This window comes from Francisella marina (assembly GCF_008369785.1).
In the GTDB taxonomy this organism is placed as follows: Bacteria; Pseudomonadota; Gammaproteobacteria; order Francisellales; family Francisellaceae; genus Francisella; species Francisella salimarina.
In genome coordinates, this window is sequence record NZ_CP043552.1 from 850,976 (window position 1) to 865,097 (window position 14,122).

The following is a 14,122-nucleotide window of genomic DNA, read 5'->3' on the forward strand; positions in this document are numbered from 1 at the left end:
ATGATTAGACTAACAAAAAAGCTCTATTACTCGACGTTTAAAACTAAACTGAGGATATTCAACTCCAACAAAATATAGACCGTGTGCTTTAGCTGTTTCGGCTGCTTTTGTTCTATCCCTTGCTTGTAATACTTCTTTAATCCATTCTGGAAGCCTAAGTCCTAAGCCAACTTTTAATAACGAGCCAATAAAATTTCTAATCATATGATGTAGAAAAGCATTACCAACAACCTCAAATACTATAAAATTCCCCTTCTTAATAAACTCAGCTTTTTGAATATTTCTAAATGGTGTATTGGACTGACATTGAGATGATCTAAAAGATGTAAAATCTTGCTCATCTAATAAGTATTTACAGGCTTGATTCATCTTATCTATATTTAACTCTCTATTCTCCCACAAACAATGCTCAGCAAATATTGGAGAGCTAATTGCAGAATTATAGATAATATAATTATAGGTTCTATTTATCGCTGTAAATCTCGAATTAAAATCATTATCAACTTCTTTAATATCTAGTATTTTAATATCTTGTGGTAAAAGAGCATTTGCTCCCCTCATCCAAGAACTAAGACTCCTATCAGCATCTGAATGAAAGTTAGCAATTTGCGAAGTCGCATGTACTCCAGTATCTGTTCGACCTGCACAAATAACTTCGATATTTTGATTTGCAATTTTTGAAAGTGCTTTTTCTAGCTCTTCTTGAATACTTGGTGAATGAGACTGTCTTTGCCATCCACAATAGTTTTTACCAAAATATTCAATTTGTAGTAGATAATTTTTCATAATTAGCCAAGAAATTTAACAACCCTAGAGTGAAGTATTTCCATCTCTTTTGGAATCAATTTTGAGAAATTAATAAAACCATGTACCAAACTATCAAAGTGATAATGTTGTACCTCAACATCATGTCTAAGAAGCCTTTCAGCAAATAATAAGCCCTCATCTTTTAAAGGGTCATAGCCTGCTGTCATAACTAAAGTTCTCGGCATATTATCTAATTCTTTGATATAAAATGGTGATATTTCAGGAGAGCATTTATCCATACCTTCAGGCACGTATAACTCAGAATACCATTTTGTTTTTGCTTTAGTTAAAATATAGCCACTAGAATAGTCTTCAAGCGATTTCGTAGGCATATGCGATAAATCTACAGATGGGTATAAAATAATATTATTGGCAATTTTAACACTACCTTTTTGTAATAGATTATAAGTTGCTAAAACTGTCAAATTAGCTCCTGCACTATCACCCATTAAAGTAAATTTCTTACGAGATACACCAAGTTTTTTAGAGTGTTGATAAACATATTCTGTAATAAACTCAACATCACTCAAACCAGCTGGAAATTTATGTTCAGGCGCAAGACGATAATCAACAGCAAAAACAATCCTATTGGTAGTTAAAGCAAGCTTACGGCAAAAAGCATCAAATGAGTCTAAAGTACCAGATACAAACCCTCCACCATGAGAAAAGATTATTACTTTAAGTTTCTCATCAGTTTTAGGATTATATACTCTAACAGGGATATTGTGACCATCATTATGTGTAATTTCAATATCTTCAACACTCTCAATATCCACTTTAGGATAACTATATAACCCTAGTGATGCAGCAGCCTTTCTTGTGGTATCAATATCTTGACGATTGCCATCCCTATCAAATTTACTAATAAATGTCAGTAAGTCTTGAAGCTTAGGTGGTATAGTCTTAATACCTCCATATAGATCTGGAACCTTTTTAAGAATTTCAGCTTCAAGTGCTTCTTCATGCTCAGAGTTATCCTTAGCTATAACTTTTAGCCACTCTTTCTTATTTGGAGGCAATGACTCAATAGGTGTTGATAAATATCGAGCAATACCTAGTTCATGACAATCATTTTCAGCATAAAATGACAAGTTATTTACCATCCACTTGACAATTTTTTCAGCTTTATAATTATTTGTTTCCCTTATTTCTAATACATTATACAAATTTCTAACATCATATGACCAAGGAACATAGTCAACAATAAAGTTACAGCTAATATAATTAAGCCCCGCTTCTCTTGCTAAAGCAAACTCTGGAAAAGCTGTCATACCTATGACACCACCTCCCATACTCTGGAAGCATTTAGCATCAATTATAGTAGGAAATTGAGGTCCTTCTATACAAACGTAGCTCTGCTTAAAATGAATATCAAAATCAAACTCTTGTTTCTTTGACCTAATTTCTTCGGCAATACTTTCTGTTATTGGTTTAGAAAGAGATACATAGTTAAGCAACCCCTGTTCACAAAATGTAAATTCTCGTAGAGATTTTGTTCTATCAATAAACTGGTACGGAATAACCATGTCCCCAGGTTTTAACTCTTCTCTTAAACTTCTAACTGAAGATAAGGCAATAATAGAAGTAGCACCATATTTTTTCAAAGCATATATATTCGCTTTGTAGTTTATTTGATGTGGTAATATATTCTGACCTAAACCAGTTCTATTTAGAAATAATGCTTCCTTATCTTCTATTTTTATTTTAAATAAACCATTAGAACACAGACCATATGGAGTTTCTCGAGAGAGTTCTTCTATAATCTCAAAATCATCAAAAGACTCAAAACCACTACTTCCTACAATTGCCCACATATCTCATTTATCCAAAAGTTGTTTCTAATATTTTTTTATCTTTACAAAAAAGTTCTATTCTAAATTTATCATCGATACTTACTACCCCGACACCTTTGGGTGTTCCTGTCATCAACAAATCATTTTCAGCTATGGTGATTTCATTTTGTTTTAAAAAGTCTATAATTTGTTGGGGTTTATAAATCATTAAATCATAACTGCCTTGCTGAATTAAAGAGCTATTTTTATATGCTTTGAAGCTTAAAAATTCAACATCCTGATTATTGATTTTAACAAAGTCACTAATCACAGCACTATTATCAAAAGCTTTTGCTAACTCCCATGGAAGTCCTTTTGATTTAAGCTTTGATTGTACATTCCTATCAGTTAAATCTAAACCTAAACCTACCGCTTTTATATTTGAATCATTATCAAAAGCAAAAACTATCTCACACTCATAGTGTGTTTCTCTAGCTGACGATAATTTAAGATTTTTAGCTATACTTGAGTTAGGTTTGATAAATATTACTGGACTATCTGGAATTTCATTATTTAGCTCATGGATATGTTCAACATAGTTTCTACCTATACAAATTACTTTTGATTTTGTCAGATCAATTTGCATAATTTACTTCCTTTTATGAATTGTGATTATTACAACTTAAAGTCTTCTCCGAGATATACCTTTCTAACCGTTTCATCTGCTAAGACTTCTTCTGGTGTACCAGCAGCGAGCATATTCCCAGCATTAACAATGTATGCTCTCTCACAAATATCAAGCGTCTCTCGTACATTATGGTCTGTAATTAATACACCTATTCCTCTATCCTTAAGGTGTCTCACAACTTCTTTAATCTCTATTACAGATACTGGATCAACTCCGGCAAATGGTTCATCAAGAAGTATAAACTTAGGATCCATAGCAAGAGCCCTTGCAATTTCAACTCTTCTTCGCTCTCCTCCAGATAAGCTCATACCCAAACTTTTACGTATGTGCTGAATACTAAACTCATCCAAAAGTTGATTTAGTTTCTCTTCAATCTGGATTTTACTAAGTTCTTTACGAGTCTCCAAAATAGCAACAATATTATCTTCAACACTTAGTTTTCTGAAAACAGAAGCCTCTTGAGGAAGATAACCTAAGCCTCTTCTAGCTCTAAGGTGAATTGGCATCTTTGTTACATCATCATCCCCCATACGCACCTTACCACGTGTTGCAGCCACAAGTCCTACAATCATGTAAAAAGATGTTGTTTTCCCGGCTCCATTAGGTCCCAAGAGACCAACTATTTCACCAGTTGAAACTTTCATGGAGACATTATTTACAACCCATCGCGAACCATATTTTTTACCTAGCCTTTTTGCTTCTAATGTATATTTTTCCATTTTAAACCTGTCTGCTTTAATTAAGTTGTAGAGTTATATGTATTTAAGCCTCTAACACTTCCTTTTTGTCTATCTTTCTCATAGTCACTAATAGGAGTTAGACCTGTATCAATTTTAGTCTGTTTCTGTACTCCATCTAATATTATTGTTGATCTTTTATTTTCACTACCAGGAATTGATATTAGATCATGTTCAATATCAAAAATAACTTTTTCACCCTTATAAACATTATCATTTTGGAAGGCCACAGCCTTTCTGTACATTTCTAGATGCTTGTCATCAACATGATAGATTATCATTTTTGATTTACCCTCAACAGGACCTCTAGTCGCAGTCTTAACATCTTTATAGTCAGGGTTTGAATTTGTTGGATATGTATAGAATTGGGAATTATGATTATCATCTGAAATCATGGTGAAGGTTTTCAATTTCTTATTCTCATCCAAATTTATTACAAGTCTCTGTCCAGATATGAAGTTACATTCTTTTTGTTCGGAACATAGTTGTTTAGCTGTTTTTAACCAACTCTCTTGTAATTGTTCCAGAGATAAGTTTTCATCTCTTTCAAAATAAATAACATCTTTTCTAGGCGCTATAGGTTTATGACAAAGTATATGATTATTATGGATTTGCATTACAAATACATTGCCTAAATAGGTAATAACATGCTGACTATCATCATATGTAGCACTATCGGCACATATTGTTACCGGTCCATATTCTTTCAAGCTATTGCCCTCAGAATTATCCTCTTTTTCATTATCAGTAACACTATCTTCTTGTGCTGCTGCATTATACATCGGAAGAGCATCATCTATTTGATTCACTTGTGTTTCTGAGAAAGCATTAGAAACAAATACCAGTAGCGTTAATCCTATCATTCTAACTAGATGCATAATAACTCCTCACATTCTGACCTAGTCTTATAACTTTTGAGTCTGAATTTCCTGATACTCCAATACCGGTTGTATTGTTACCAGTCTCAGGATCATACATCTTTGTAAATCTAGCATTATAAAAATCTTTTGAACCAGAGTTATAAAACATCTCTGAAGTTTTAATAAAGATTCTATCTAAAGAGGAGTTTTTACCCTCGTTAGTTTGATTACCTGATGAATCATTACTAGTATAAATAATTGCATCAACACCATCATATAAATGAGTCAAATTTTGACCAGTAAACTGTTGAATATAGCCATACTTAGACTTAACTTGCCACTGTAACTTGCCTGTTTTATCGTCATAACTTTTTTCTGTAAGACTAATCATAAATAAGTCTTGATTAATATAGCGTCTTAACTCTTTTGAAAAATAATTCGTTACTAAATTACCTTTTACATCATATTTATTGTATGTAAAATCATAAGCCTTTAATTCAACTCTATTCTTCTGTTGACTAGTTTTTAATGGTTTTGCGCCATCTAAAGCATTATAACTTATATATAACATAGCTAAGATAATAATAACTATGGAAAGTACGTTAGCAAATAAAGAATACTTAGTGAAAAACTTCATATTTTTGTTTATTTAACCTCACCAGTATCAATAAAATCTTTAATAACCTTATCATAAAAACCTGATTGCTTAATAATATAGTCACAAAACTCCCTAACTGCAGCATTACCACCATTATTTTGGCATACATAATTTGCATATTCTTTTACTACTGATATTGAATCTGTAGGCGTTGCAGACAATCCTACCTTATTCATTAATACAAGATCTGGCAAATCATCACCCATATAAGCAATATTCTGATCATTTAGACTATATTTATTTTTTAAGCTTTCATATGCTTTGATTTTATTTTTTTGGCCTTGATAAATATCGTGGGGATCTAGACCTAAACTTTGAAGTCTCTGCTGAACAATCTTTGATTCTTTACCAGTTATAATTGCAACTTTAATACCCAGTTTCTGTAGCAGAACGATACCAAGACCATCTTTAACATTAAAATTTTTAAACTCATTTCCGTCATTTGAGATTATTATTCTACTATCTGTAAGGACACCGTCGACATCAAAGATTACTAGTTTAATACTATTTACGACATTTTGCTTCATACTAAATTTCATGAAAATATTGAATTCGATATGAAATGTTATCACAAATGACTTAGAGACTAAAATATTAAAAACAAAAGAAGAAATTATTTATAATTATTTACAGATTTTTCGATTTCTTTTTTAGCAAAAGCAACATCATCCCAGCCATCGACTTTTACCCACTTACCAGAATCAAGATCTTTATAATGAGTGAAGAAATGCTCAATTTTTTGTTTTAAAGAAACAGGCAAATCATCAACATCATTTATATGATCATATTCCTTAGTTAATTTAGAACTTGGTACTGCAATAATTTTTGCATCAACACCACCATCATCTTCCATTTTGAAAACACCAACTGCTCTACAGTTAATCACACAACCTACCGCAAGAGGATATGGAGCCAATACTAAAACATCAATTGGGTCGCCATCATCGTAAAGAGTATTTGGTACGAAACCATAGTTACAAGGATATCTCATAGTAGATGACATAAATCTGTCAACAACTATCATGTCACTATCTTTATCAAACTCATACTTAATCGGATCACTATCTTGGGGTATTTCAATAACAACATTGAAATCATTAGGAATATCTTTTCCACAAGGTATATTTTTTAGCATAACAATTTCTCCTATATTTTTGCTAAAGCATAAACGCTTGATACACTACACAAGAGTCTATCATAAAAACCTTTGTATTTATAACCTATAAATATTAAAATACTTTGAGATATTACTTAATAAGTTACACTTTAACAAAAGTTTAAAGAGGAAAATTATGAAATTTAAAAAGATGGCTTTATTAACAGCTAGTTTGGTTGCAACTACAGCATTCGCAGCACCCAATATTTCTTCTAGCTCAGACCCATATTTTAATGGAGGTAACGGACTAGCACAGAAAGATATAATAGTAAGACCTGTAAATATTGAGCTAGATGCTCCAGCATGGGTAGCTATGAATTATCGCACTGGTGATGTAGTTAGTGAGAAAAATATGGATGTGAGAAGACCTCCTGCTAGTTTGACCAAAATCATGACATCTTATATTGTTGCCAGTGAAATCAAAGCAGGAAACCTTAGTTGGGATACTATGGTACCAATAAGTGAAAAAGCTGCTTCAACTGGCGGATCTAAAATGTACGTAAAAGCAGGAGCTAAAGTTTCTGTTAAAAATTTAGTAACAGGAATGGATGTTGTATCGGGTAATGATGCTACTATAGCTTTAGCAGAATATATCGGTGGTACTGCCGATGCATTTACTGATCTTATGAATCAAACAGCAAAAGCAATTGGAATGAATAATACTCACTTTGCCAACCCAGATGGGCTGCCCGGAGGAGAACAGTATACAACTGCGCATGACATGGCATTATTAGCTAGATCTTACATATATAATTTCCCTGAAGCATATGAGATATACGATGACAGAGGTTTGGTTTGGAATGCTACAGAGCAAGAATCTGTAAGCATAGCAGATCGTAAGCAATGTTTACCTAAATTTGATCGTTCAAGCGGTAATGTTTTAGAAAGTTTTACTGCAAAAGGGCTAGACTCTCAAGCTCAAGATAAGTGCTCAAAACTATTCCCTAAAGGCGACAACTTTGTACTTCAAAACAATAGAAACAGGCTTCTATTCACTTTTGATGGTGCTGATGGCATGAAAACAGGCCACACAGATGCAGCTGGCTATTGTTTAGTATCCTCTGCAAAACAAGATGGCGAAAGATTCATCTCTGTAGTACTTGGTACTAGTAGCTCAGCTAAAAGAGATTCAGAATCTTCTAAATTATTGAGATATGCTATAAGTAAGTATGAAAATGTCTTATTATACAAAGCTAACTCTCCAGTCACAATAAGTGCAGATAACATCCCTAACGCCAAAGCTGGACAAAAGATAACTGTAGCCTCAACTCAAAATATTTATAAAACCGTACCTAAAACTTATATTCCATTCTTAAAGCAAGGTATTGTGTTTACATCCGGATTAAAAGCTCCAATTAAAAAAGGACAACCCGTAGGTGAACTAGTCATAACTCTTGGAGACACTAAAGAAAAAATAGCAAGTGTACCAGTGATATCTATGAATGATATATCACAAAGAGGTTGGTGGTAACCCTAAAATAAGAGGATTTATAATGTCTGAAGATAATAACAGTAATCAGCCGGAAACTTTTTTTGAGTTTCCATGTCAGTTTCCAATAAAGATTATGGCAAACCCACAGAAAGAGACTGTAGAAGCTATTCTTAAAGTCTTTGAAAAACATGTTCCAAAACATGATGAGATTGATTTTAATACCAAAGAAAGTAAAACTGGTAAATATATATCTATTACAGCCATATTTACAGCTGATAGCAAACAACAGTTAGATAATATTTACAAAGAAATTTCTAGCCATCCTGAAGTACACATGGTTTTATAATAATCGTTACTCTATGAAAGAAGATATCATAATTAGAGATTTAGGATTACAGCCATACTCTGATGTTTTTGAACGAATGGCTGATTTCACAACCGAACGTGACAATACTACTAAGGATGAGATTTGGCTTGTTGAACACCTGAGTGTTTTTACACAAGGAAAACATGGCAAACCCGAACATATCCTAAATCCGCACAATATACCTATTGTTGAAACTGATAGAGGTGGACAAGTTACATATCATGGTCCTGGTCAAGTTGTAATATACTTTATGCTTGATATAAAAAGAAATAAACTTGGTGCAAAAAAATTAGTTGATGTAGTAGAGCAAGCCTGTATCAATATACTTCAAAAGCACTATAATCTTGACCCTCACATTATTGAGAATGCCCATGGCATATATATTGATAATAAAAAAATAGCTTCTCTTGGCTTAAGAATAAAGCAAGGTAAAAGCTACCACGGCATTGCTATAAATATTAAAATGGATCTTACGCCATTTAGTTATATTAACCCCTGTGGATATAGTGGTTTAGAGATGTGCCAACTATCGGACTTTATCGATAACATTGATACTAAAATAGTTCAAAAACAATATGTCGATGAGTTCATAAAACTAATTAAAGCTTAACCAAACTTTAATTATTTATTTCAAGCTGCATTTTTATGCAGATCTTCTTTAACATTTCTTAAGAATCTTTTCGATTGAACTTTATCACCAAATATATCGTACTTAATAGTTAACGTTGATGAATTGTCAGCTATTCTAGTCACACTAATACTAAACGTCCCTTTGAATCTCTCCGAGTTAACATCGCCATCAATCTCTGATGCTTGATTAGTTATAATATTCTTAGTAATAGTAACACCAGGCATTTCTCTAAGAACGTGCAAGACTGAATTGCTAACATCTATGACAGAGTAATCAAGGTTCTCAGAGTATGACGCAGCTTGATCAACACCATAAACACCTGCTCCGATTAATAAACAGCTGTTAAGACTAAACGTACTTGATATTAGTATAAATATTAATACTATTTTTTTCATCATAAAATTGAATAAATAAAATTTAGCAAAAATATAGCACAGCTAAGTACAAAAAGCCATTTTAGTTGAGAAATTTATTAATAAGAAAATTTATAAAAATGTTTTTAAGAATGCCGATCTTGATGGATGCTTTAACTTTCTAAGAGCTTTTGCTTCAATCTGCCTAATACGTTCTCTGGTTACATTGAACTGCTTACCTACTTCTTCAAGAGTATGATCCGTATTCATACCAATACCAAAACGCATCATAAGAACTTTTGCTTCTCTTTCAGTTAAACCCGTATCAATAAGCTCCTTAATAGCCTCTCTTAAGTTCTCTAAGTTTGCTGCCTCAATTGGGGAATAATTATTCTTATCCTCAATAAAGTCACCTACTGTTGAATCTTCATCATCACCAATTGGACTCTCCATAGAAATAGGAGTATGAGAGATATTAAGAATTTTTTTAAGCTTATCCTTAGTCATATTTGGAGTGTATTCAATAATCTCCTCTTCTGTAGCCTCGCGTCCTTTCTCTTGAAGTATTTGACGTTTAATTCTATTAACTTTATTGATAGTTTCAATCATATGAACTGGAACTCGAATTGTTCTAGCTTGATCTGCAATAGAACGAGTGATTGCCTGACGAATCCACCAAGTTGCATAAGTTGAAAACTTAAAACCTTTTCTGTAATCAAACTTATCAACAGCCTTCATTAGACCAATATTACCTTCTTGTATAATATCCAAGAAATGCAAACCTCTATTAGTATATTTTTTAGCCTCTGAAACAACTAGTCTTAAGTTTGCTTCTATCATTTCTTTTTTAGCTTGAGTAATTTTTGCTTCACTCTTAGAAATTTCAACATTAACTTTTTTAAGTTCTTCAACTTTCATCATCATCAGAGTCTGAAATTGATTAATTTGCTTAGTTAAGTTATTAATTTCTTTGATAGTATTATCTGTAAATTTATATTTTTTAGTTAAAGGCTCCAGCCACTCAACAGAGCCAATCTCATATACCTTGATAAACTCCTGACGAGGAGTTTTTGATCTTTCTACGCACAATCTAAGTATTTTTCTCTCGAACTCTTTAACTCGAGCATAAGGGAGTCTAATGTAGTCAACCAATTTCTGCAAGTGAGAAGTAGATAACCTTAAACATTCAAACTCTTTAACTATTTTGTTATATAGCTTTTTATTAGGTTTTTCCTGGTACTCCTCAAACATTTTCTCAAGGTTTACAAAGAAATTATATGCTCTTTGAGTATCAATCTTCTCATCATGATCATCTTCCGCAACTTTTTCTTCTGTAATCTGCTCATCACTGAAGCCCGCTATAATTTCATTAAAGCGAATATACTTAGCTACAGACTCATCTTCAATATCTTGTGATGACATGTAATCATCAGCTTTTTCTTCTAATTCACGAAAGCGTTCAATATAAGTTTTAATAACTATTGGGTAACTCAAAATAGTACTAAAAACTTCCGTAGTACCTTCTTCGATTCTGATGGCGATATCAGTCTCACCTTTTTTATCTAAAAGATCTACTATACCCATTTCTCGCATATACATACGGATAGGATCAGAAGTCTTACCTTTCAAATCATCTAAGTTCGCCTCACTTACTTTTCGTTCATCATCTTCATCTAATTGAGGAGTTCTATCATAAACATCAATACCAGCATCTATAAGTATAGCTTCTATTTCTTCATACTTTTTAGGATCGTCTGACACATCTCCCGGTAATGCATCCAGAATATCTGCTCTAGTTAAATAACCTCTTTCTTTACCATCAACTATCAAATCTTTTAGATCAGAAAGTAAATCTTCTCTTGTCATCTATTAATACTCCAATAGAATTTTTTATATTTTATTACCTAATTTTGCTACTAAATACTTACGTTCCATCTCTTGAACATCTGTCCTAAAAGGTAGAGACCCTAAATGATTAAGCTGCTCTTTTACACTATTAGCTTCAATCCTTTTTAAGTCATTTAATATCTGACTGCAATACTGTTCACCATCAGATTTTTTTCTAGCCTTGTTAATGCCATAACTCAATAATTCAAAGAAATACTCTCTATAGTCAGGATAGTCCTCTGCCAAAAACTGTATCAATACCACAGTTTCTATTTGATTAGATGAGTCTTCTTTTAAAATTTTCAAGCTTTTTACAAGAATATCAAGATTTTTTGAAGTAGAAAATATTTCAAAGTCATTTTCTTTTAGTAGAATGCGAAAATCATCAATATTAACAAAAATTTCAGCTAACACTACCTCTTCAAGTAAAATATTTTTTGAAAGCCTTTTTTGCTTAATCATATGATTACTCTTATTCATAGTATCAATACTAAATTTTTGCTTTCCTAGCTTGATTAATCTTTTTACTTGATCAGAACTAATATTTATTTTCTCTGAGACGGTTGATACAATACTCTCTGAATAAATATTTTCATTAACATCAGATAAAAAATCTTTTAAATTCTCCAAAATTTCTGCTTTACACTCAGCTTTAGAAATATCTCTATTGCCTATTATATGTCTTATTATAAAATCTGAAACCAACAAAGAGTTATCTAGTTCACTCTGGAAACTTATCAACCCATGTTCTTTGATATAATCGTCAGGATCCTTTCCTTCCTTTAGAGTAAGTATTCTAAGTTTTTTATTACCATCTAAAATAGGTAAAATTATTTTAATACTTCGGATAGCCGCGTTTTGTCCAGCACTATCGCCATCAAAGCAAAGTATCACTGAGTTACTCTCACGGAATAGTATTTTTGCATGATTTTGTGAAAATGCTGTTCCTAACGTTGCCACAGCAGAATAAAAACCATATTGAGCCAACCCAACAACATCCATATACCCTTCTACAACAATAAGACTTTGATTTGCCAACTCAGGATGTTGTTTTTTTCTCTCTCTATATTCATATAATCCATACAAAATATTATTTTTTTGAAAAACTATAGTTTCTGGAGAGTTCAAGTATTTAACTGTATCAGAATCATCAATCACCCTACCGCCATAACCAATAACGCTTCCTTGAATATTTCTGATAGGAAACATTATTCTATTGCGAAAACGGTCATAAACATTTCCTTTATCATTCTTTATTGAAAGACCTGTATCAATTAATATATCTTCAGATACATTAACAGATTTAGCAAGCTGGGTAATATTATTCCAACCTTCTGATGAATATCCAATACCAAACACTTTAGCTAATCCACTATCGATTCCTCTTTTCTTAAGATACTCTATAGCTTTTTCTTTTGATACTGAATTACCAAGATTCCAACGATAATATTTTTGAGCTATCGCTAAAAAACCAATGCACTTATTAAAAAGATGTTCTCTTTGCAAATCTTCTTGTGAATAATTCTCATATTCAATGGGTTTCCCCACAATCTCTGCTAAATTATTAACTGCTTCTACGAAGTCTAAATTATTTATTTTTTTAACGAAAGTTAAGGCATCTCCAGATACACCACACCCGAAGCAATGAAAAAATTTCTTTTGAGTATTAACATAAAATGAAGGCGTTTTTTCATTATGAAATGGACAACATGCTTTATAATTTTTTCCAGATTTCTTGAGATTGACATATCTAGACACAATATCTGCAATATCAGCACTTGCAACAAGCTCTTTTATAAAACTATTTGAAATCTTTTTTGCCATACTGATAAAATCTGAAAGTTAAGATAAGTTTGACTTTACTATAGCACTTACTTTACTCATATCTGTTCTACCAGCAAGCTCTTTTTTTACACTAGCCATTATTTTACCCATTTCTTTCATTGAGGTAGCTCCAACAGATTCTATTGCTTTTTGAACAATAGTCACAACCTCTTCATCACTAAGCTGTTTGGGCATATATTTAGTCAAGATTTCAATCTCTTTTTTTTCACCCTCTGCAAGCTCAGCTCTTTCTGCTTGTATGTATTGATTATAAGAGTCTTGTCTTTGCTTGATCATTTTTGTTATTACAGCTGTAACAATATCATCTGTAATATCAATTTTCTCATCAATTTGTTTTTGCTTAATGGCCGACATAGCCATACGAATAGTAGTTAATCTATTTTTATCTTTATTTTTCATTGACTCTTTCATATCAAGAGTCAATTGATCAAAAATTTGTGACATTTTAAAAAAGAATTCCTAGTGAAAGGGAGAGTTAAACTCTCAACGGTGAATTAAATAATATACTACCTTCTAGCCATCATATTGCTCTTGTAAGCTCTTTTGACAGCAGCAGCTTTCTTTCTTTTACGTGCCCAAGTTGGCTTTTCAAAGTACTCTCTACGACGTAGTTCAGATACTATTCCAGCCTTCTCACAAGATCTCTTAAATCTTCTAAGAGCAACATCAAAAGGTTCTCTTTCTTTAACTCTAACGCTTGGCATACCCTCTCACCTCACTTAAATGCCAGTTTAATTTAAATTTAACAAAACTACAGCTCTTTACCCAAAGCTGATAGACAAATTTACAGGCTATCATTCTACCATATAACAATATAAATGCAACATAGCTACAACTTATTTACACTAACCCAAAACCTATCTATATATTACACAGTACCCCCACTATATTTATAGTGTATAAAATGCTATTATTCCAAATTAAGAAAT

Annotated in this window: 16 protein-coding genes; 3 read left to right on the forward strand and 13 right to left on the reverse strand. The window is 32.2% G+C overall.

The window, feature by feature from the left end; translation table 11 throughout:
* Positions 1-9: 9 nt before the first annotated feature.
* From truA to ppa, 8 genes are all read right to left on the reverse strand, one after another.
* On the reverse strand, positions 10-786 hold the full coding sequence (truA, locus tag F0R75_RS04165; RefSeq protein WP_149368218.1) for a tRNA pseudouridine(38-40) synthase TruA: 777 nt from the start codon (positions 784-786) through the stop codon (positions 10-12).
* 2 nt (positions 787-788) lie between these two features.
* Positions 789-2,621 (reverse strand): alpha/beta hydrolase fold domain-containing protein, encoded by a 1,833-nt coding sequence (locus tag F0R75_RS04170; RefSeq protein WP_149368217.1) that lies wholly within the window; start codon positions 2,619-2,621, stop codon positions 789-791.
* 7 nt (positions 2,622-2,628) lie between these two features.
* Positions 2,629-3,225, reverse strand: a complete 597-nt coding sequence (locus F0R75_RS04175) for a fumarylacetoacetate hydrolase family protein (protein WP_149368216.1) — start codon at positions 3,223-3,225, stop codon at positions 2,629-2,631.
* Between the two features lie 29 nt (positions 3,226-3,254).
* Positions 3,255-3,986, reverse strand: coding sequence for an LPS export ABC transporter ATP-binding protein (gene lptB / locus F0R75_RS04180; protein ID WP_013923171.1), 732 nt, complete (start codon positions 3,984-3,986; stop codon positions 3,255-3,257).
* Between the two features lie 20 nt (positions 3,987-4,006).
* The gene (locus F0R75_RS04185) at positions 4,007-4,882 is read right to left on the reverse strand and encodes an LptA/OstA family protein (protein WP_149368215.1); all 876 of its coding nucleotides are present in this window, start codon (positions 4,880-4,882) and stop codon (positions 4,007-4,009) included.
* Complete coding sequence (gene lptC, locus F0R75_RS04190) at positions 4,869-5,501, reverse strand: LPS export ABC transporter periplasmic protein LptC (RefSeq protein WP_149368214.1); 633 nt, start codon at positions 5,499-5,501, stop codon at positions 4,869-4,871. The genes F0R75_RS04185 and lptC overlap by 14 nt, the downstream gene beginning before the upstream one ends.
* 8 nt (positions 5,502-5,509) lie before the next feature.
* On the reverse strand, positions 5,510-6,049 hold the full coding sequence (locus F0R75_RS04195; RefSeq protein WP_149368213.1) for a KdsC family phosphatase: 540 nt from the start codon (positions 6,047-6,049) through the stop codon (positions 5,510-5,512).
* Between the two features lie 86 nt (positions 6,050-6,135).
* Positions 6,136-6,657 (reverse strand): inorganic diphosphatase, encoded by a 522-nt coding sequence (gene ppa / locus F0R75_RS04200; RefSeq protein ID WP_013923175.1) that lies wholly within the window; start codon positions 6,655-6,657, stop codon positions 6,136-6,138.
* A gap of 157 nt (positions 6,658-6,814) precedes the next feature.
* On the opposite strand from ppa, the gene F0R75_RS04205 reads away from it, so the two are divergent.
* Genes F0R75_RS04205 through lipB form a run of 3 tightly spaced genes read left to right on the forward strand, consistent with a single transcriptional unit; the run spans position 6,815 to position 9,087 of the window.
* Positions 6,815-8,149 carry a D-alanyl-D-alanine carboxypeptidase family protein gene (locus F0R75_RS04205; protein ID WP_149377214.1) on the forward strand — a complete coding sequence of 445 codons (1,335 nt, stop codon included), beginning with the start codon at positions 6,815-6,817 and terminating at the stop codon, positions 8,147-8,149.
* 22 nt (positions 8,150-8,171) lie between these two features.
* Complete coding sequence (locus F0R75_RS04210; protein WP_149368211.1) at positions 8,172-8,456, forward strand: HP0495 family protein; 285 nt, start codon at positions 8,172-8,174, stop codon at positions 8,454-8,456.
* Between the two features lie 13 nt (positions 8,457-8,469).
* Positions 8,470-9,087, forward strand: coding sequence for a lipoyl(octanoyl) transferase LipB (gene lipB, locus F0R75_RS04215; protein ID WP_149368210.1), 618 nt, complete (start codon positions 8,470-8,472; stop codon positions 9,085-9,087).
* Between the two features lie 20 nt (positions 9,088-9,107).
* Here the strand turns inward: lipB and F0R75_RS04220 are convergent, their stop codons facing one another.
* The 5 genes from F0R75_RS04220 to rpsU form a co-directional block, all read right to left on the reverse strand.
* Positions 9,108-9,506 (reverse strand): DUF3568 family protein, encoded by a 399-nt coding sequence (locus F0R75_RS04220; protein WP_149368209.1) that lies wholly within the window; start codon positions 9,504-9,506, stop codon positions 9,108-9,110.
* Positions 9,507-9,593: 87 nt separating this feature from the next.
* Positions 9,594-11,327, reverse strand: coding sequence for an RNA polymerase sigma factor RpoD (gene rpoD / locus F0R75_RS04225; protein WP_013923180.1), 1,734 nt, complete (start codon positions 11,325-11,327; stop codon positions 9,594-9,596).
* Positions 11,328-11,351: 24 nt separating this feature from the next.
* Positions 11,352-13,172 (reverse strand): DNA primase, encoded by a 1,821-nt coding sequence (dnaG, locus tag F0R75_RS04230; protein WP_149368208.1) that lies wholly within the window; start codon positions 13,170-13,172, stop codon positions 11,352-11,354.
* A gap of 18 nt (positions 13,173-13,190) precedes the next feature.
* A complete protein-coding gene (locus F0R75_RS04235) occupies positions 13,191-13,637 on the reverse strand; it encodes a GatB/YqeY domain-containing protein (RefSeq protein ID WP_149368207.1) in 447 nt (148 codons plus the stop codon).
* Between the two features lie 62 nt (positions 13,638-13,699).
* Positions 13,700-13,897 carry a 30S ribosomal protein S21 gene (rpsU, locus tag F0R75_RS04240; protein WP_013923183.1) on the reverse strand — a complete coding sequence of 66 codons (198 nt, stop codon included), beginning with the start codon at positions 13,895-13,897 and terminating at the stop codon, positions 13,700-13,702.
* Positions 13,898-14,122 lie beyond the last annotated feature (225 nt).